The sequence below is a fragment of the Pseudoalteromonas sp. ATL1 genome (genome assembly GCF_058933015.1).
Genome location: NZ_JBZYXL010000001.1, coordinates 4,125,425 through 4,143,995, shown reverse-complemented (window position 1 = coordinate 4,143,995; position 18,571 = coordinate 4,125,425). Strand labels below are relative to the sequence as shown.

At 40.9% G+C, this 18,571-nt stretch carries 16 protein-coding genes; all 16 read left to right on the top strand.

The window, feature by feature from the left end:
* The first annotated feature begins 39 nt into the window (after positions 1-39).
* The 16 genes from AC5FX4_RS18155 (at position 40) to AC5FX4_RS18080 (ending at position 18,533) form a co-directional block, all read left to right on the top strand.
* Entirely contained in the window at positions 40-1,431 is a 1,392-nt protein-coding gene (locus tag AC5FX4_RS18155) for a lipopolysaccharide biosynthesis protein (RefSeq protein WP_493607717.1), read from the top strand.
* Complete coding sequence (locus AC5FX4_RS18150; RefSeq protein WP_493607716.1) at positions 1,428-2,606, top strand: glycosyltransferase; 1,179 nt, start codon at positions 1,428-1,430, stop codon at positions 2,604-2,606. The genes AC5FX4_RS18155 and AC5FX4_RS18150 overlap by 4 nt, the downstream gene beginning before the upstream one ends.
* 1 nt (position 2,607) lies before the next feature.
* Positions 2,608-4,182, top strand: coding sequence for an asparagine synthase-related protein (locus AC5FX4_RS18145; protein ID WP_493607715.1), 1,575 nt, complete (start codon positions 2,608-2,610; stop codon positions 4,180-4,182).
* 361 nt (positions 4,183-4,543) lie between these two features.
* Entirely contained in the window at positions 4,544-5,626 is a 1,083-nt protein-coding gene (locus tag AC5FX4_RS18140) for a glycosyltransferase (protein ID WP_493607714.1), read from the top strand.
* Positions 5,627-5,656: 30 nt separating this feature from the next.
* Entirely contained in the window at positions 5,657-6,430 is a 774-nt protein-coding gene (locus tag AC5FX4_RS18135; protein WP_493607713.1) for a WecB/TagA/CpsF family glycosyltransferase, read from the top strand.
* Positions 6,431-6,437: 7 nt separating this feature from the next.
* Positions 6,438-7,718, top strand: coding sequence for a Vi polysaccharide biosynthesis UDP-N-acetylglucosamine C-6 dehydrogenase TviB (gene tviB / locus AC5FX4_RS18130; RefSeq protein WP_493607712.1), 1,281 nt, complete (start codon positions 6,438-6,440; stop codon positions 7,716-7,718).
* Positions 7,719-7,723: 5 nt separating this feature from the next.
* Positions 7,724-8,686, top strand: a complete 963-nt coding sequence (locus AC5FX4_RS18125) for a Gfo/Idh/MocA family oxidoreductase (protein WP_493607711.1) — start codon at positions 7,724-7,726, stop codon at positions 8,684-8,686.
* The gene (locus AC5FX4_RS18120; protein WP_493607710.1) at positions 8,686-9,267 is read left to right on the top strand and encodes an acyltransferase; all 582 of its coding nucleotides are present in this window, start codon (positions 8,686-8,688) and stop codon (positions 9,265-9,267) included. The genes AC5FX4_RS18125 and AC5FX4_RS18120 overlap by 1 nt, the downstream gene beginning before the upstream one ends.
* 10 nt (positions 9,268-9,277) lie before the next feature.
* Positions 9,278-10,342 (top strand): DegT/DnrJ/EryC1/StrS family aminotransferase, encoded by a 1,065-nt coding sequence (locus AC5FX4_RS18115; protein ID WP_493607709.1) that lies wholly within the window; start codon positions 9,278-9,280, stop codon positions 10,340-10,342.
* 44 nt (positions 10,343-10,386) lie between these two features.
* Positions 10,387-11,319 (top strand): glycosyltransferase, encoded by a 933-nt coding sequence (locus AC5FX4_RS18110; RefSeq protein ID WP_493607708.1) that lies wholly within the window; start codon positions 10,387-10,389, stop codon positions 11,317-11,319.
* A 9-nt stretch (positions 11,320-11,328) separates the two neighbouring features.
* Positions 11,329-12,471 carry a hypothetical protein gene (locus AC5FX4_RS18105; protein WP_493607707.1) on the top strand — a complete coding sequence of 381 codons (1,143 nt, stop codon included), beginning with the start codon at positions 11,329-11,331 and terminating at the stop codon, positions 12,469-12,471.
* A gap of 65 nt (positions 12,472-12,536) precedes the next feature.
* The gene (locus AC5FX4_RS18100) at positions 12,537-13,709 is read left to right on the top strand and encodes a nucleotide sugar dehydrogenase (RefSeq protein ID WP_493607706.1); all 1,173 of its coding nucleotides are present in this window, start codon (positions 12,537-12,539) and stop codon (positions 13,707-13,709) included.
* A 159-nt stretch (positions 13,710-13,868) separates the two neighbouring features.
* Complete coding sequence (rfaH, locus tag AC5FX4_RS18095; protein ID WP_493607705.1) at positions 13,869-14,348, top strand: transcription/translation regulatory transformer protein RfaH; 480 nt, start codon at positions 13,869-13,871, stop codon at positions 14,346-14,348.
* Between the two features lie 373 nt (positions 14,349-14,721).
* On the top strand, positions 14,722-15,837 hold the full coding sequence (locus tag AC5FX4_RS18090; RefSeq protein ID WP_493607704.1) for a polysaccharide export protein: 1,116 nt from the start codon (positions 14,722-14,724) through the stop codon (positions 15,835-15,837).
* Positions 15,838-15,849: 12 nt separating this feature from the next.
* The gene (locus AC5FX4_RS18085) at positions 15,850-16,284 is read left to right on the top strand and encodes a low molecular weight protein-tyrosine-phosphatase (protein WP_493607703.1); all 435 of its coding nucleotides are present in this window, start codon (positions 15,850-15,852) and stop codon (positions 16,282-16,284) included.
* 14 nt (positions 16,285-16,298) lie between these two features.
* A complete protein-coding gene (locus AC5FX4_RS18080) occupies positions 16,299-18,533 on the top strand; it encodes a polysaccharide biosynthesis tyrosine autokinase (RefSeq protein WP_493607702.1) in 2,235 nt (744 codons plus the stop codon).
* Positions 18,534-18,571: the final 38 nt, after the last annotated feature.

Genomic DNA, 18,571 nt, shown 5'->3' with positions numbered 1-18,571 from the left:
CGAAGCTCTATTTTGTCATAATCTTCTTGAGAAGCACCCTTGTTAAACAATAAATTTCTAAAAAATATCATTACATTGATCTCTGGGACGTCAGCAGGACAGCTACTACTGCTATTACTATCTCCTATTTTAACTCGCTTATATTCCACAGATGATTTTGGCGCATTCGGTGTGTTTATGAGTGCATCCACTATTTTATTGGTGATCGCAAGTTTAAAGTATGAAATGGCTTTACCAATTGTGAAGAGCCGCAATGCGGTTTCGGCTTTGGTCAAATTATGCGTCTTGCTAATTTGTGTGCTGTCGTTATTAACGTTTTTGGTCGTTATCGCCATGCAACAACCTTTAGCTGAGCTGTTGAACATAGAGCAGCACAAAGAGGTGCTTTACTTATTGCCAGCAGCATTATTTGTATGTGGTCTTTATCAGTTAGCGAATTATTACTGTGTGCGTGAAGCCTCATTCAGCCGCTTGAGTATTTCAAAAGTTGTGCAAGCGACATCTATTGGGCTTGGGCAGGTGTCATTGTCTGTTGCTTCAACCCTTGGTTTGATCTATGGCTATGTTGCTGGTTTTGCGTTGTCATTACTGTGCTTTTTACCTTTTTTAAAAGGTAAAAAAATAAAGCTTAAGTCAGATACACATAAAATGCTTGCAGTTTCAAAGCGCTATGTGAAGTTTCCTAAATATACGATGTGGGCTTCTTTGACTAATACATCGGGTACAGTGCTACCCGTCATCATGTTCTCATCGTTTTATTCTGCGAGTTTAGCTGGTTTATATGTGTTAGCGCATCGTGTTTTAATTGCGCCGGTAAATATCATCGGTTCAGCGATAAGTAGTGTATTTATGTCGAATGCACGCAAGTACAAAGAAGATGGGGAGCTTAGTAACAAGACGTTCGAGATCCACAAGCAATTAATCAACTTTTCAATGCCTTTGTTAGCGCTGTTTGTATTTTACTTACCAGAACTATTTGGCTTTATATTTGGTGAACAATGGAGTAAAGCGGGGCAATTGTCATCATTTCTTGCGGTTTGGATTTACTTTGTGTTTACTGCATCCCCAATTAGCACGGTGTTAATTGTTTTAGAAAAACAAAAGCTTGCAGCGAACTTTGATTTTGTTTCATTTGTAATACGCGTTTCTGCGGTAGCTGGTTTGTCAGTTTTACCATTTACCGATGCAATTATGTATTTTGCTATTTTAAACGGTTTCATTGTATTTGCGTTTATTTCAATGACTTTTCGACAGCTATATGTGCCTTTATCAACGGTGGCTTTTTTACATATAAAGAGTGTGGGCACGTATTTGTTACCGAGTTTATGCCTATATGCATTGTTACATGATACGTCGAAAATCGCTGCGTTTGTGTTAACGCTAATCTGGGTGGTTGGTACATTGACTTTTAAAAGAAGGAAGGCAGCTTGAACATATTGGTATTGCCATCATGGTATCCGCCATATGGGGGCGTTTTTTTTGAGCAGCAATCACAGGCTTTGGCTGAACTCGGTAATGAAGTAACAGTACTCAGTGTTGAACGAGTTTCACCAAGAAATATCGGCGAATGGTTAGGTGCATTGCTGAGCCTTTGGTTTGCAAATTACACTTGTGTCAGAGAAGGTGAACTACAGGTCATCAGAGCAAGAGTACCAGGATTGCCCCGTGCTCCTAAGTTATATGCAAATATTTTCGCGAATAAAATGTATCGAGTGTTTAAGCGTTTTCAATCTCAAAACGATTATAATCCCGATGTTATGCATGTTCATAGTTTGATTTGGGCGGGCCTTGGAGCTGCAAAAATCAAAGCATCTACGGGGACTCCTTATTTAGTAACGGAGCATCGAGGGCGTTTTGTAAATAATCAATTTGTTGATGCCACAGAAAAGTTAGAAATGGCATTGCCTGAGCTTAGAGTCGCACTTGCATCTGCGCAAAAAGTGCTATGCGTTTCTTCGGTTTTACGTCCTTATTTAACCAACTTGTGTCCTAATGCTGACATCGATGTATTAGCCAACATGGTTGACATACCAAAAGCTGTTATTCAAAAAAACAGTAGTAACCAAGCCACGTTTAATTTTATTTGTGTGGGTAACATTGTACCTCTAAAAGGCCACAAAACACTGGTTGAAGCATTTGCTGTTTTGCTAAAGCAAGAGTGCGCTATCAAGTTAACCATTGTGGGGGATGGTTGGTATAAGCAAGAAGTTGAAGCGCATGTGAGATCGTTAGGTATTGATAATCATGTGCACTTTACGGGGTATGTTGAGCATTCTGAAGTGACCGAACATCTCTTACAAGCAGATGCATTTGTATTACCTAGTCAGTATGAAGCATTTGGTGTTGTTTACATTGAAGCGATGAGTTTAGGGTTGCCTGTGATAGCGACCCATAGCGGTGGAGCTGTGGATTTTGTTAACCCCAGCAATGGCTTGTTGGTTCATCCTGATGATGTGAAAGGGCTCAGTGAGGCAATGTATCAGATGATGGTAAATATAGAACGGTATGACGCAAGTTATATTTCACATTACGTTGAAAAGCATTTTTCAAAAAGTGTGATCGCTAAACGCCTTTCAGGTGAGTTATCAGCAATTATAGGTAAGTAGTATGAAGCCCGTTATTAGTAGCTTTTCAGTAGATAAAACAATACTTGGTAATTTATATATAAACGGCTCAAAAGTATTGGTCGATGAAATTACCGATTTTGATGTAGAGGTTTCTTCGCAGCTAAAGCAAGCTTGTGGCTTTTTTGCTCTGTATATCGAGTCAGATACACATGTACATATCGCTGTTGATAGAGTTCGCTCTATTCCCCTCTTTTACGCCCATACTGAACAAGCATTTTATGTGTCTGATAATTTTGAGTGGATTTCAGAACAACTCCCCCACGCACAAAACTGTCGCGCTCATTCCGAGTTTTTACTCACGGGGTATGTGTGCGGTGCCGATACATTACACCCAATGATCAAACAAGTAGAAGCTGGGCAACTAGTTAAATTTTGCAAAGCGAGTGGTGAGCTGCAAGTTACAGATCATTTTTTATTTGATCATCATGAACCCAATGAAATTGATGTAGAAGAACTTGCAAATCAATTTTATGAAAATGTCGCAATTTGCTTTGAGCGATTAGTCAAGCACGCGAATGGACGCCAAATTGTATTGCCGTTGTCTGGTGGATTTGACTCTCGTCTTATAGCCTCGTCGTTAAAGCAACTAGGATACCAGAATGTTGTATGCTTTTCTTATGGGGTCAAAGGTAATAAAGAGGCGACGCTAAGTAAAAAAATTGCGGATAGCCTCGGTTATAATTGGCACTTTATAGAGTACACCGATGAACTATGGCAAAAAGCTTGGTTTAGTGAGCAAGCTAAGCAGTTTCAAAGAATGGCATCGCAAGGCGTATCTTTACCACATATCCAAGATTGGTTGGCCATTAAAATGTTAAAAGAAAAGCAATTTGTTACGGATGACGCGATTTTTGTGCCAGGCCATAGTGGTGACTTTGTTGCAGGTTCTCATATCCCTGACATTACTTTTGAAAAAGAGCGCTTTTCTAGTCAGGAGCTAGTCGCTGAAATTGCAAAAAACCATTATGGATGTGCACCGCGTACGTCAAATAATGAGTACTCAGATAATTCTGTATTAGCTGATCGGATTAAAGCTACCCTGCCAGTAGAGTTTGCAGCTGATAGTATTACGTTTGCTAATGCTTATGAGAGCTGGGACTGGCGAGAGCGACAGGCAAAATACATAATTAACTCGGTTCGTGCTTACGAGTTTTTTGGTTACGAATGGTGGCTACCTCTTTGGGAGCATGAATTTGTTTCATTTTGGTGCAGTGTTCCATTGCAGCTTCGGAAAAACAGGTTATGGTATAATGACTTAGTTGCGCAGCTATTTAAAAAGCAGGCACCTTCGTTTGTGGAGCTAAGTAACAAGAATGCCGCGGATTATAGCTTCAAGCGGAAGCTTGCCCATCGTATATATGGACTGCTACCTGTGACCATAAAAAAGATCATTTATGCGAAAAAATTGCGTCGAGACTTCGACACGCATTTCCTGAATTTTGGGGCTTTGCTATCTCAATCGCAGAAGGAGGAGTTTTCTAAATATGGTTTCACTATTATTGGGGCATACAGCCAACTGTTTTTAGACAAGCGCTGGGGAAGCCGTGATAGTTAGCGACAGGTTGCTCTAAAACGAGCGAGTATTGGCTTAAAGCTGTATTGCATTTTTACTTGGAAGCACGTCAGGCTCTATGTACTCAAATCCCCCGCTAGTGTATAATCTCCGGCCTTTGTAAATTTTGGTCCGAGATTGTTTGAACTTGACTCGTTTTTAGTGTTTTAGAGGGGCAACGTTGTATGCTCAACTTGTCGGTTTGATTATCAAATGTTTTGGCAAAGATTACATTAATTTACAATGTATTGATTAGTTCATGGATATAATCGCTTGCTTATTCTGTGGATAATTATATTTGAGTCTCGAAATTGGTGAGTGGCAGTTAGTTGTATATACGAAACACAATAGATTTGGATTGGGCATGAGCAGGCGATTTCAATATTTCGCATTCATTGATAGTGAGCAGTCACCAGGCGTCGCCAAAAAAGTCAATAATACAGTGGATGCAGCTAGAAACTTGGGGTTTCGTGCTACTTCCAATCTGTATAATGCTAGTGTAAAAGAAGCAACTCGCTTAGTTGTTGATTTGTTTAAGGCTCGGGCAGATATCATTTTTATTCGCTTTTCGCTGTTATTGGCGCCAGTGCTGTTTTTTCCAATGCTTTGGTTGCGTCTAAAAGGAAAAAAGTTGGTGGTTGATGTGCCAACACCTAGAGCAGTTGTTCTAGCAGAATATAATACTTCTATTACAAATCCATTAAAGCGGGTGGTTAAGCAAGCAATCTCTTTACTGAGTTCAAGTTGGGTGTTGTTTCCTGCGTCACTTGTTGTTCAGTACGCAGATGAATCAGCTTGGTTTTCTTTAGGCGTGAAGCGTAAAACACTTAAACTTGGTAATGGTATATTAGTATCTGACAATTTGCCGTTATGTAGTTCACCATCATCAAAAGCTCTTGGAGAATTACGCCTAATTGCGGTGGGTCAGCTCGCTGATTGGCATGGATATGATAGGCTTATTCGGGCTATCCACAGTGCAAAACTAAATAGCGACGCGCGCATTACCTTGACTATAGTAGGGGGCGGTGACGCCCTAGATGGCTTGGTAGAGCTAGTCAAAGAGTTGGAGCTCGAGAGTCATGTATTTTTTACCGGCTTTTTGCATGGTGAAGCACTAAATCAGACATTTTTGAATGCTGACATGGGAGTATCTAGTTTGGGACTTTATCGAAAAGGGCTCAATGAAGCGTCTGATCTCAAAACACGTGAGTATATCACTCGGGGGCTTGCTGTTATTGGGTCTGGTACTGATCCGGATTTTTCTCAGAATGCCGAGCCATATAGATACACTGTTAGTAATACGGATAATATCACTGAGTTGAGTGAGCTACTTGTTAACCTTGCTCAAAAGCACCTCTTGCCAGCGACTGAGCTTAGAGAGTTTGCGCTACAGCATTTATCTATGGAAAGTAAAATTGAGAAGATCTGCAAGCAGATCAACGTATAAACCTATATTATTTACTTCAGTAGGTGTGTTTTGATTTATTCAAATGTATTAGACAGTAAGCTTTCCGACAAAAATACATTTAATGTATTACTTGATAAAAGTCAGCAAGGCTTGGAGCAGAGTCAGGCGGTGACTTTTGTCAATCCATTTTCATATGGCCTGCTGGGGGATGACTTATCTGTTTTGACTAAGTTGGATGCGATTTTCTCTGATGGTTCACTACATACATGTTTACACAATGCTTTCAATAAGAATAAAATTGAGCGTTTAAGTTTTGACTTCTCTTCAATTGCTGTGGATGTGCTTGATTTTGCGAATAGGACTGGCAAACGCATAGCATTTATTGGTGCAAAACCTGGGGTTGTAGATATAGCAGTTAGTAATTACTTGAAAATGTTCGACAACTTAAATGTAGTTTACAAACACCATGGTTACTTGAATGATCCTAGCCTGAAAGCGGTGGTTATCTCTGAACTAAATTTGTTAAAGCCAGATATCGTAGTGTGCGGTATGGGGACGCCTAAACAGGACCAGTTTATTGTTGAGCTGAAAAATATACTGGAGCAACCAGCCCTTTTGTTCACTTGTGGTGGATTCATTGAACAGTCAGCAATTAAGGCTGATTATTACCACCCTCTAGTGAAAAAGTTAGGATTACGCTGGTTACAGCGGGCAATTTTACACAAGCATGTACGAGACAGGCTTGTTAAAGAGTACCCTAAATTTATAGTGAGCTATGTGCGTATGCAATTAAAAGGTAAGCGTACAGAGTCAGTTGAAAAAGCAAACTCTCGCGAGAAATAGGAATAGTATGTTTTCTCCTTTACCCAAGAAAAAAATAGGCATTATTGGCCTAGGCTATGTTGGTCTGCCACTAGCGGCAGAGTTTGGAAAATTTTTTGACGTAATTGGTTTTGATATAAATCAAGCGCGAGTTGAGCAATTACGTGAAGGCGTTGATGCCACGCTAGAGGTCACGAAAGCACAGCTAGCAGAAGCGACACGTCTAACATACTCTCATGATGAAAATGATTTGGCAGAGTGTAATATTTATATTGTTACCGTGCCAACGCCCATTGACGATACGCACGCACCGGATTTAAACCCTTTACGCAAAGCGTCTGCATTATTGGGGCGTCATCTCTCAAAAGGCGATATCGTTATCTTTGAAAGCACTGTATATCCAGGTGCAACAGAAGAAGTGTGCATTCCAATTATCGAGAAGATTTCAAACCTTACTTTCAACGAAGACTTCTTTGCTGGTTACTCGCCGGAACGCATCAATCCGGGCGATAAGGTTAATACGCTTACCAAAATTACAAAAATCACGTCGGGCTCAACGCCTGAAGTCGCCGATTATATCGATGATATGTACAGAACGATTATTACCGTAGGCACACATAAAGCTTCTTCAATCAAGGTAGCCGAAGCGGCTAAGGTTATTGAAAATACGCAACGAGACTTGAATATTGCGGTTATTAATGAATTTGCCAAGATTTTTAATCGTTTGAATATTGATACTGAAGAAGTACTCAATGCGGCTGGCACCAAATGGAATTTTCTAAAGTTCAAGCCTGGTTTGGTTGGCGGGCATTGTATTAGTGTTGATCCATATTACTTGACCTACAAAGCTGAAGAAGTCGGCTATCGCCCAGAAGTCATTTTGGCAGGGCGACGCATCAATGACGGTATGGGGGAGTATGTTGCTACCCAGTTAGTTAAGAAGCTATCGAGTCGTAAGATTCATATCGATGAAGCTAAAGTGCTGATTTTAGGCTTTACTTTCAAAGGGGATTGCCCTGACGTTCGCAATACCAAGATCATTGATATTGTTCGAGAGCTAAAAGACTTTAATATGTCGGTTGACGTGTATGATAGCTGGGCCAGTGCCGATGAAGTTGCACACGAATACGGCTTAACTCTGATTAATGACATCGAAAATGGCCAATACGATGGTATTGTGCTGGCAGTAGATCACCATGAATTTAAAGAGTGGGGCGTTGAAAAAATCAGAGCTTTTGGCAAGCAAGCACACGTACTCTACGATGTTAAGCACGTTTTAAACCCTCAAGATGCAGATTTAAGGTTATAACACAGATGAATAAGGCAAAAAATTTCGCACTAATTGGTGCTGCGGGCTATATTGCTCCACGTCATATGAAAGCGATCAAGGAAACGGGTCATAACTTAGTTGCAGCAATGGATAAGAATGACTCGGTAGGAATAATTGATAGTTATTTTCCTGATGCTGATTTTTTTGTTGAATATGAACGTTTCGATAGGCATGTTGATTTATTGCGCAGAAAAGGAGAAAAGATTGATTATGTCGCTATCGCTTCACCTAATTATTTACATGACTCCCATATCAGATTTGCATTGAAAAACGGCGCACATGCTATTTGCGAGAAGCCTTTAGTTTTGAACCCTCATAACATTGATGCGTTAAAGGAAGTAGAATTAGAAACAGGGAAGAAAGTTTATAATATTCTGCAGCTTAGACTTCATCCGAGTATCACTGCTTTAAAAGATAAAGTATCCGAAGAATTAGCTGCCAATCCTGGAAAAGTATATGAAATAGATTTGAGTTACCTGACCAGCCGTGGCCATTGGTATTTTACTTCTTGGAAAGGTGAAGATAGTAAATCAGGTGGAATAGCAACCAATATCGGTGTGCACTTTTATGATATGTTATCTTGGATTTTTGGTTCAGTTAAAAAAAATGAAGTGTATGTTCGAGAGGCCAGTGTATCTGCAGGGTACTTGGAGCTAGCGCATGCTCGGGTTAAGTGGTTTCTATCGGTTGATAGCAATTACCTTCCAAAATCAATCAGTGCTAGTGGGCAGAGAACTTACCGTTCAATTACCGTTGATGGTGAAGAAATAGAGTTTTCGGGCGGCTTTACTGACCTACATACAGCTAGCTATGAACACATTCTTGAAGGGAAAGGCTTCGGCTTAGAAGAGGCGCGCCCCAGTATTGAAATTGTTAGTTATATCCGAAAGTGTGACTTAAAAGAGCCTTCTGCAGACACTAAACATCCATTCTTAAGTGAAATGTAATGAACTACCAAAAGCATGATAGCGCCATTGTTGATGAGGGCGCTCAAATCGGTGATGGCTCTAGAGTTTGGCATTTTGCGCATGTGTGTTCAGGCGCTGTAATTGGCCGAGGCTGTTCATTGGGGCAAAATGTATTCGTTGGCAATAAAGTCACCATTGGCGATAACGTCAAAATTCAGAATAACGTTTCTGTGTACGACAATGTTCACCTAGAGAGCGATGTGTTTTGTGGGCCTAGTATGGTCTTCACTAATGTGTATAACCCCCGCGCGTTTATAGAACGAAAAACAGAATATAAAGATACCTTGGTAAAACAAGGTGCAACTTTGGGGGCAAACTGCACAATTGTTTGTGGTATTACTATTGGTGATTATGCATTAGTCGGTGCAGGTGCCGTTGTTAACAAAGATGTAAAGCCATTTGCTTTAATGGTGGGGATACCTGCCAAGCAAATCGGCTGGATCAGTAAATATGGTGAGCAATTAGACTTACCACTTACGGGCAACGCAGAAGCGATATGCCCACATACTCAGGATAAATATCAGCTCACCGATGATGAGTTGAAATTAGTTAGCGTATAGCGGTGATGGAATGCAATTTATTGATTTAGCTGCACAGTATCAGCATTTAAAAACAAAAATAGACAGAAGAATTCAAACTGTCCTGGAGCATGGTCAATATATTATGGGGCCCGAAGTACAAGAGCTAGAGTTAAAGCTAGCCGAGTATGTGGGTGTTAAGCACGCGATTACCTGTGCAAATGGTACTGATGCGTTAACATTGTCGCTGATGGCGTTGGAAGTCGGTGAAGGCGACGCAGTTTTTTGTCCAACCTTTACTTTTTTTGCTACAGCTGAAACGATAGCTTATGAAGGTGCAACGCCGGTATTTGTTGACTCAAACCCAGATACATTCAATATTTGCCCTAATGACCTTGAACGTCGCATACAAGTTATTTTGGCGGAAGGAAAATTGAAGCCGAAGGCAATCATTGCGGTCGACTTATTTGGATTACCAGCGGATTACCCCGCACTCGAAGCGCTTGCAAAAAAATACAACTTAAAATTAATTGAAGATGCCGCTCAAGGATTTGGTGGCGAAATCAATGGTCAGCGAGCCGGTTCTTTCGGTGATATTGCGACAACGAGCTTTTTCCCAGCAAAGCCTCTAGGTTGCTACGGCGATGGCGGTGCTATTTTCACTAATGATGATGAATATGCAGCGTTGATAAAGTCATACCGTGTACATGGCAAAGGCAAAGACAAGTACGATAATGTGCGAATTGGCATGAATAGCCGATTAGATACGATCCAGGCCGCTATTTTGTTGGAGAAACTCGCTGAATTTCCAACTGAATTGGTTAATCGAAATGTCGCCGCACAAAAGTATAATGCACAATTAGCGGGCCGCTTTAAAACACCCGTTATACCACAAGGGTATCTGAGTTCTTGGGCGCAATATACAGTGCAGAGCGAACACCGAGATACCGCTATGGCTGAATATAAAGCACAAGGTATACCGACCGTGATTTACTACGGAACTTGTATGCATGAACAAACTGCTTTTGCTGAGTTCGGTGATCAAAACGGCGACTTTCCAATTGCAGAGCGTTTAGCAAGAACGGTATTCAGTCTTCCGATGCATGGATATTTATGACTTCCCTTTTGTTGAACTTGATTCATAAGAGCAAGTAGCTGAATATGGATATTTCGGTTGTTATCCCCCTGTACAACAAAGCTGACTATATTGTTCGAGCGATAGAGTCTGTAGTTCAGCAAACATATACAGTGAGAGAGATCATTGTTGTCGATGATGGCTCTACTGATGAAGGCGCGAGCAGAGTTCAGGAGCTAGGCTACGCTAATGTTAATGTGATAAGACAAAATAATCATGGCGTTTCTCACGCGCGAAATACTGGTATTAATCTCGCAAAAGGTGAGTTTATCGCATTTTTAGATGCAGATGATTACTGGTATCCAGATTTTATACAATCTATCAATGAGTTACATTCGATATACCCCGGCGCTAATTTATTGTGTACGGGGTATGAGTTTGGTACTTCAAAAGGTAACAAGCGGGCGATTAACTCATACTTTAAAACGCCCCATGGTGTGATTTCTGATTACTTCCAAGCCTGTTGCAATGAAGATTTGCCAATTACTGCGTCATCTGTATGTCTCAACAAAGCGAGTCTGTTGGATATTGGTTTATTCCCAGAGGGATTGAATTTAGGTGAAGATCAGGTTGTTTGGGCAAAAATGGCTTGCGCTGGGCCAATTGCTTATATGGCCAAAAGTTGCGTAGTTTATGACCTCAAAGCATCAGGTACGGAACAATTTCGCATCGATTATATTGAACCTTCACCTCATTTGTATATGTTTGAAGAGCTAAAACAAAAACAGATGGTGCCAACATCCCTTCGAGGTAGTTTGAGTTACTTACAACACTTGACAGTCATGAGTAGTGTGAAAAGCAATCTAATTCATGGTCGTAGACGCCAAGCATGGAAACTTCTCACTTCACACCCCATGTTGCAATGGGATTTCTATCGAATTTTTGCATTTGGCATGTTGCTGCTTACTCCAAGTATGAATACTTGGTTATTCGATAGAGTAAAATCGCGTAGGGCATAGGGAAATTATATGGTACGACAGCAATACTTTGTGCTCTTTTTGTTACTGGCATTAGTCGGATGCGTGTCGTATGGCTCCTACAATTTATTGCCAGCAAATGTTATTTTTGAGCTACTGATTCTCGGTGTGCTGTTATTTGTCGCAAAGCGTATGACACCTCAGGCTTGGTATATTTTTGTACTGTGTGCAGGGTATTTTGGTGTTTGCATGGTACTTGCTTTGTCTCGAGGTGCACACCCAGTTGATTTTCTAATTGCATACAAAGCGTATTTTTATCTGGCAATACTTTGCTTTTTCTCCTCTAAAGTACTTTTTACATCAGATATGGTCAAATTGCTTTGGCGTGTCATGCTGACTTTGTTCCTGATCAAATATGTGGTTTGGCTTATGTTGGGATCTAGTGAGCGACCAGGGATCTTTACTGAAAACAACTTTGAAATTATGTTCTTGCTGCTACTCGGGTGTGCTGTTTGGAGCTTTAAGAACAAACTGTCTATGTATGAATGGTTAGTACTTGCTCTCGCTGTATTCTTATCGGGTTCTCGCTCTGGTGTTATTTGTTTTTTAGCTATGTTAGTGCTGTTATACATCAAAGAAATGAGCTGGAAAACGGTTGTCCAGCTTTGCTTGGTTGGGGCCGCAGGGCTTGGAGTGGTTGCTATATTTGTCTCACGCCTATCAGGTGGAAGTGCAGAAGAAATTGACCGAGTCGTGTTTTTCCAAATATTTTTAACCGCGATAGCCGATTGGCATTGGTACGAGTTTTTATTCGGTAACCCCGCTATCACGGCTTTGCCACAAGACGCGTGTGAGCGCCTTGCTTTTTATGAATCATTGTTTAGTGCAAAAGATCCTTCAATTTGCTACTCCGTAATTTTGCATTCATATATTACGAGAGCCATATATGATCACGGTTTTGTCGGGCTAGTATTTATCTTTTGGGCCATTAATTATTTGCTTAAGCTCAGTGATGTTGATCGCAGGGCACGGTGGGCTGCGTTATCAATTTTAATTTTAAATGGTGTGTCGGTCAGCTCTGTTAATAGTGTGTATGCTTCTTTGGGCATTATCATTGTAATGACTTCTTTATATCCTCACCGCTTGCATTCAGAATGTAACAAATTTAACATTGCAGACATAAAAGCCGCGTAACATGGCGAGTTCGATTTAAGTACAATATTTCAGCTGTAAGACCAATTTAGTTGGAGAGCCGTTTGATGAATGTAAATATTGCAGTTGTTGGCACAGGATATGTGGGCTTATCTAACGCTATTTTGCTGGCTCAGCACAATGACGTGATTGCATTAGATATACTCCAAGAGAGAGTGGACCTAATAAACGACAAACTCTCGCCCATTGAAGACGATGAAATCAATGAATTTTTAACCACCAAACCTTTAAAACTCCAAGCCACGACCTGCAAGCAAGACGCTTATCAACATGCTCAGTTTATTGTTGTCGCGACACCAACAGACTATGACCCGCAAACAGGCTATTTCAACACTCACACAGTAGAAACTGTCATTGCTGACGCATTAGAGGTTAATCCAAAAGCGACCATTATTATTAAGTCTACGGTACCTGTTGGCTTTACTAAACGAATCCGTACTGAGCTTAAGGCCGAAAACATCATTTTTTCACCGGAGTTTTTAAGAGAAGGTAAGGCGCTTTACGATAATCTTTATCCCTCTAGGATCATTGTCGGTGAACGTTCGGAGCAAGCATACGCTTTTGCGAACTTGTTACAGCAAGGTGCGATCAAAAAAGATATAGATGTGCTATTTACCGACTCAACAGAAGCCGAAGCCATTAAGCTTTTTTCAAACACTTACCTTGCTATGCGTGTGGCTTATTTTAATGAGTTAGACACCTATGCCGAAACCCATGGATTGAACACCAAGCAAATTATTGAAGGGGTGTGTTTAGATCCTCGTATTGGCAATCATTATAACAACCCCTCTTTTGGTTATGGTGGCTACTGCTTACCTAAAGACACACAACAGCTTTTGGCAAATTACAAAGATGTACCAAACAATATTATTCAAGCTATTGTTGACGCTAATACAACAAGAAAAGACTTTATTGCAGAGTCTATTCTTAGAAAAAAACCAAAAGTGGTTGGCATCTATAGGTTAATTATGAAAGCCGGTTCTGATAATTTTCGAGCGTCTTCCATTCAAGGGGTTATGAAGCGGATCAAAGCTAAAGGAGTCGAAGTTGTTGTCTATGAGCCAGTGCTTGAAGAAGAGCAGTTTTTTAACTCCAGAGTTGTTTCTGATCTCGATGATTTTAAAGTCATGAGTGACGTGATTGTTTCAAATCGGATGGTTGATGAACTGAGAGATGTTGAAAATAATGTGTATACGCGAGATTTGTTTGGTAGTGATTAACAGATTAAAGGTGCATTGAAACTTTTCATTGTTTAAATATTGTAATGGTTGTACTTGTTTTAGCCATTTAGCTCCTTAAAAAGTGATTTACTCTAGAATGTCGAGAGGGGGAGTGTATAATCACGCCTGAACATGCTTTGATTTGGAAGGGATTATTTAATGAAGCACTGGTTTTTGGTTTATTGTAAACCAAAACAAGAAAACAGAGCCAAAATAAATTTGCAGCAGCAAGGTGTTCCTGTTTTCTACCCCATACTTTCTCGCAGAAAAACTCCTGAGTCAAGGTTGATCACTCAAGCTTTATTTCCTAGATACATATTTGTGCGTATCGACCCAACTATAAATAGCTTTTCAACAATCAAGTACACGCGTGGTATTTGTGATTTCGTGCGCTTTGGAGAGCGCATACAGCGGGTGCCCGAAAATGTTGTTGAACAACTTATGAACAAACAAGAAGTTGCTGAGGAATGTGACTTCAATAGTGGTGATAAAGTGCTGCTTAATACTGATTTGTATAAAAATGTCGAAGCTATATACCAACAAGCAGATGGAGAGACAAGGAGTATTTTATTAATGAAGTTACTAAATAGGGATGTGGCGATTGTTGCAAATAATTGTGACTTCCAACAAATAATTTAATTCTTTATTCTTATTTTAATGTAGCAAAATGTATGTAACCTAAGTTCTAAAATGTTTTTTACTTGACTGTTTTAGGTTATTAGATGAAATATCAGCATTTAGGGGCTGCAACCTAAGGGCGGAAGCGTGGTTAATTGGCTTTACAGTGAGTGGTTAAGCAAACTGAGTAATGAGTACAAATTAAGGGATGGTTTTGTAATGGGTGGGAGCTATCGATTTAAGTAGAATAGTATGTATATATTTATAATATGCCGATGACATATGTGCTTACTTGCACTCAGTTATTCAGCATGCTTTAATTGAGACACTGAATTCAATTGCTATTGAATAAAAAGCAATAAAAAGAAAAGATTACAATTTTTGGGAAAAAACAATGGCGTTACGCTGTAAAACTATCATTGCAAGTAGTTTGTTACTAGTGATGAGTGGCTGCACACTGATCCCAGGTGGCCACATTGAAGGGATTAGCTCAGGACAACAAACGGCCAATCTAGAAAGGGACTTAGAAAAAGTAAATATTCACATTATTGACTCGCAATTAGTTCAAGAGCACAAAATCAAGCATGCTGAGCAAATTGATCGTACATCACTTGTGGGTATTGATGTGTCAGCTTATGAATATCGCTTAGGTGTTGGTGATGTGATCACAATTGGTGTGTGGGATCACCCAGAATTGACTATTCCAGCTGCCGTGCAAAGAACGGCTGAGTTTGACGGCTTTCGTGTACAAGCGGATGGCACTATTAATTTTGCTTACGCTTCTAAAGTTCCTGCAGCAGGAAGAACTGTAACAGAACTTCGTGACGATTTAACCAAACGTTTGAGCCGAGTGATTGAAGATCCACAAGTAGACGTTAAAGTCGTTGGTTTTAAAAGCCAAAAGGCCTATGTAACTGGGGAAGTATCCAAGCCTGGAGTGTATTCTATTACAGAAACGCCAGTTACTCTGATCGATGCTATCAACCAAGCTGGCGGCCTAACTGAAAACGCTGATTGGGAAACAGTAACCTTTACTCGTGGCGATCAAACCGAAGTGATCCAATTAGACGACTTCTACTCACAAGGCGATATTTCACAAAACCGCTTGCTACAACATGGCGACATTATCCATATTAGCCGTAACGATAAGCGTAATGTTTACGTACTTGGTGATGTAATTAGAGCTGGTAAAGTCGACGTAAACCGTTACGGCCTAAGCCTAGCTGAAGCACTCACCGAAGTAGGTGGCTTTAACGAGCGCACAGCCGACGCAAACGGTGTTTTTGTATTGCGCAAACGCGACTTCCAAAAAGACGGTGTATTAGCAGATGTGTACCAACTACATGCAAAAAATGTTGCGTCGTTGGTCCTCGCAGAGCAATTTGAACTTCAACCACAAGACATTGTGTATGTAACAAGTGCGCCATTGGCACGCTGGAACAAAGTTATCAGCTTATTGTTGCCTTCACTGTCAACAGTGGATGCGATTCAAGATATAGAAAATCAATAACTGTGAGAACTCATGTTTGATAGTGTTTTAATGGTATGTGCGGGCAATATTTGCCGTAGTCCTACGGCAGAGTATCTGCTAAAAAACAAACTAAGTGGCAAAAATGTAGCTGTTTCGTCAGCTGGATTAACCGCTCTAGAAGGAAAAGCCGCGGATGCATTAGCGCAGGAGTTGGCGAAAGAACAAGGGATCGACATGAGTGAACACCAAGGTCGCCAGTTAACAGGTACCTTGATCGCACAAAATAGTCTCATCCTCGTAATGGAACAAAGGCATTTAACTGACCTTTGCGGCCGTTACCCCCAAGCTCGCGGTAAAACCTTTTTACTTGGTAAATGGATTGGCGACAAAGAAATCCCCGATCCCTATCGTCAATCTAAAGAAGCGTTTGCACACGTATATGAGCTTATCGATAGCGCCTGTGGCGCTTGGCAACAGTATTTATAAGGAATTGCGGGTATATGAATGCTCAGCCAAATCTAATCACTCCACAAAAGTCCCAAAAAGACGACGCACAAGAAATCGATTTACTGGCGCTATTTGGTGCCTTGCTTGATGCAAAATGGTTTATTGTTGGCGTTACTGCGTTATTTATGCTGTTGGGCGTAGCCTACGCGATATTTAGCACGCCAATCTACCAAGCTACTGCTATGGTACAGGTAGAAGAAAAGGGTGGTTCAGTCCCAGGCTTCGATGATATGTCTGGCATGTTTGAAAGCACCTCTGCCGCGGTAACCGAAATTGAATTACTCAAATCAAGAAGTGTGATCGGTGAAGCCGTAGACACACTGAACCTAGATACGGTAGTAGAGCCCAAGCTATTTCCATTATTTGGTGGCCGCAGTTTCCGTAAATTTGCAGCCCAAACTGAAGGCGAAGTTGCAGAGCCAAACTTTGGCGCAACTTCTTATGCTTGGGGCGGTGAACAAGTTGAAATTCACCGTTTTAGAGTGCCTAAAAGTGCAGAAGGGCTTGAGTTCACACTATTAGCACGAGATGACGATAATTTCGCTCTACTAAATGCGAAGGATGAAGAGGTGCTTGCGGGTAAAGTTGGGGAAGAGGTAAAAGCTGGTCGATTTGAATTAACAATCAAAATGCTTATTGCGCGTCCTGGTACTGAGTTTTCAATCGTAAAGCGTAATAGATTACAAACCATACTAGAATTGCAAAGTGCTATCTCTGCTTCTGAGAAAGGCAAAGATTCTGGGATTATCGATCTAGCTCTTCAAGATAAAAGTCCAGCATACGCAGAAAAGGTGCTCGACAAAGTTGCCGGTATTTATGTTCGCCGTAACGTAGAGCGAAACAGTGCTGAAGCGCAACAATCATTAGAGTTTTTAGAAGTACAGCTGCCAGATGTTAAACGCAACTTAGAGCGTGCGGAAAAGGCTTTTAATGAATATCAAATTCGACAAGAATCTATCGATATAAGCTTAGAGACGCAAGCGGTACTCGAGCAAATTGTAATACTGGAAACTAAATTACAAGAGTTAGACTTAAAACGATTAGAGCTTGGCCGTAAATTTAAGCGCGAACATCCTTCATACCGTGGTGTCGTGGAGCAAATTGATACTGTTAAACGTCAGCGCAATGAGCTTGCAGGAGAGGTACAAGGCTTACCTGAGACTCAGCGAGAGTTACTACGTCTGAAACGCGATGTTGAAGTAAATAACGAAATCTACACATTGCTGTTAGCCAAAACTCAGGAGCTAGATATTGTCCGAGCAGGCACCGTGGGTAATGTTCGTATAGTCGATTATGCTGAGGTAAACACGACTCAACCGGTAAAACCTAAAAAAGCACTCATCGTTGTAATGGCGACAATGTTAGGTGGCATATTAGCCGTGGCTATTGTACTTATCCAAAAAGCACTGCATAAAGGGATAGAAGACCCAGCAGAGATAGAAGCCCTTGGTTTACCTGTTTACGCTAGTGTTCCATACTCTGAATATCAAGTAAAACTTACTGGTTTTGCCAAAGCGCGTAAAGGTAAAACGGCAAAAGCAAAGTCTATCCTTGCCATGGATAATCCAGCAGACCTCTCTGTGGAAGCTCTAAGAAGCCTACGTACAAGCCTACATTTTGCAATGCTAGAAGCAAAAAATAATGTAATAGCTATTTCAGGTCCGAGTCCAGGCGTGGGTAAATCCTTTATTACCGTAAACCTTGCCACTGTACTGGCACAAAGTGGCAAACGCATTCTTGTTATTGACGCGGATATGCGCAAAGGCTATTTGCAAACTCAGTTTGGTATGAAATGGGATGATGGTTTAAGTGACTATCTATCGGGTAGATTAAACTTAGTGCAGGTAATTAAGCCTAGCCAAGTAGAGGGTTTGCAAGTAATGACTCGTGGTCAAATACCCCCTAACCCATCTGAACTGCTGATGCACGAGAACTTTAGTAAATTAATTGCCGAAGTGAGCAAAATGTACGACCTAGTTATTGTAGATACCCCACCAATCTTAGCGGTAACCGACCCCGCCATTGTTGGTGCTCATGCAGGAACGACTCTTCTAGTTACCCGCTTTGGTCAAAACCATATTAAAGAGCTAGAGATAACAAGAAACCGCTTTGAGCAAAATGGTATTGACGTGAAGGGCGTCGTATTTAATGGTGTGGTAAGAAAGTCATCAAACGCATATGGTTATTATGGCTACTACAACTATGAGTATAAGTCAGATAGAGCATAGGCGGTTACGTGGCTGTAACCCGCAGCAGCGACTTTATG

Coding starts and splice junctions, on each gene's coding strand:
- AC5FX4_RS18145 (WP_493607715.1), top strand. CDS start 2,608: ATGAAGCCCGTTATTAGTAGCTTTTCAGTAGATAAAACAATACTTGGT.
- AC5FX4_RS18140 (WP_493607714.1), top strand. CDS start 4,544: ATGAGCAGGCGATTTCAATATTTCGCATTCATTGATAGTGAGCAGTCA.
- tviB (WP_493607712.1), top strand. CDS start 6,438: ATGTTTTCTCCTTTACCCAAGAAAAAAATAGGCATTATTGGCCTAGGC.
- AC5FX4_RS18125 (WP_493607711.1), top strand. CDS start 7,724: ATGAATAAGGCAAAAAATTTCGCACTAATTGGTGCTGCGGGCTATATT.
- AC5FX4_RS18120 (WP_493607710.1), top strand. CDS start 8,686: ATGAACTACCAAAAGCATGATAGCGCCATTGTTGATGAGGGCGCTCAA.
- AC5FX4_RS18115 (WP_493607709.1), top strand. CDS start 9,278: ATGCAATTTATTGATTTAGCTGCACAGTATCAGCATTTAAAAACAAAA.
- AC5FX4_RS18110 (WP_493607708.1), top strand. CDS start 10,387: ATGGATATTTCGGTTGTTATCCCCCTGTACAACAAAGCTGACTATATT.
- AC5FX4_RS18105 (WP_493607707.1), top strand. CDS start 11,329: ATGGTACGACAGCAATACTTTGTGCTCTTTTTGTTACTGGCATTAGTC.
- AC5FX4_RS18100 (WP_493607706.1), top strand. CDS start 12,537: ATGAATGTAAATATTGCAGTTGTTGGCACAGGATATGTGGGCTTATCT.
- rfaH (WP_493607705.1), top strand. CDS start 13,869: ATGAAGCACTGGTTTTTGGTTTATTGTAAACCAAAACAAGAAAACAGA.
- AC5FX4_RS18090 (WP_493607704.1), top strand. CDS start 14,722: ATGGCGTTACGCTGTAAAACTATCATTGCAAGTAGTTTGTTACTAGTG.
- AC5FX4_RS18085 (WP_493607703.1), top strand. CDS start 15,850: ATGTTTGATAGTGTTTTAATGGTATGTGCGGGCAATATTTGCCGTAGT.
- AC5FX4_RS18080 (WP_493607702.1), top strand. CDS start 16,299: ATGAATGCTCAGCCAAATCTAATCACTCCACAAAAGTCCCAAAAAGAC.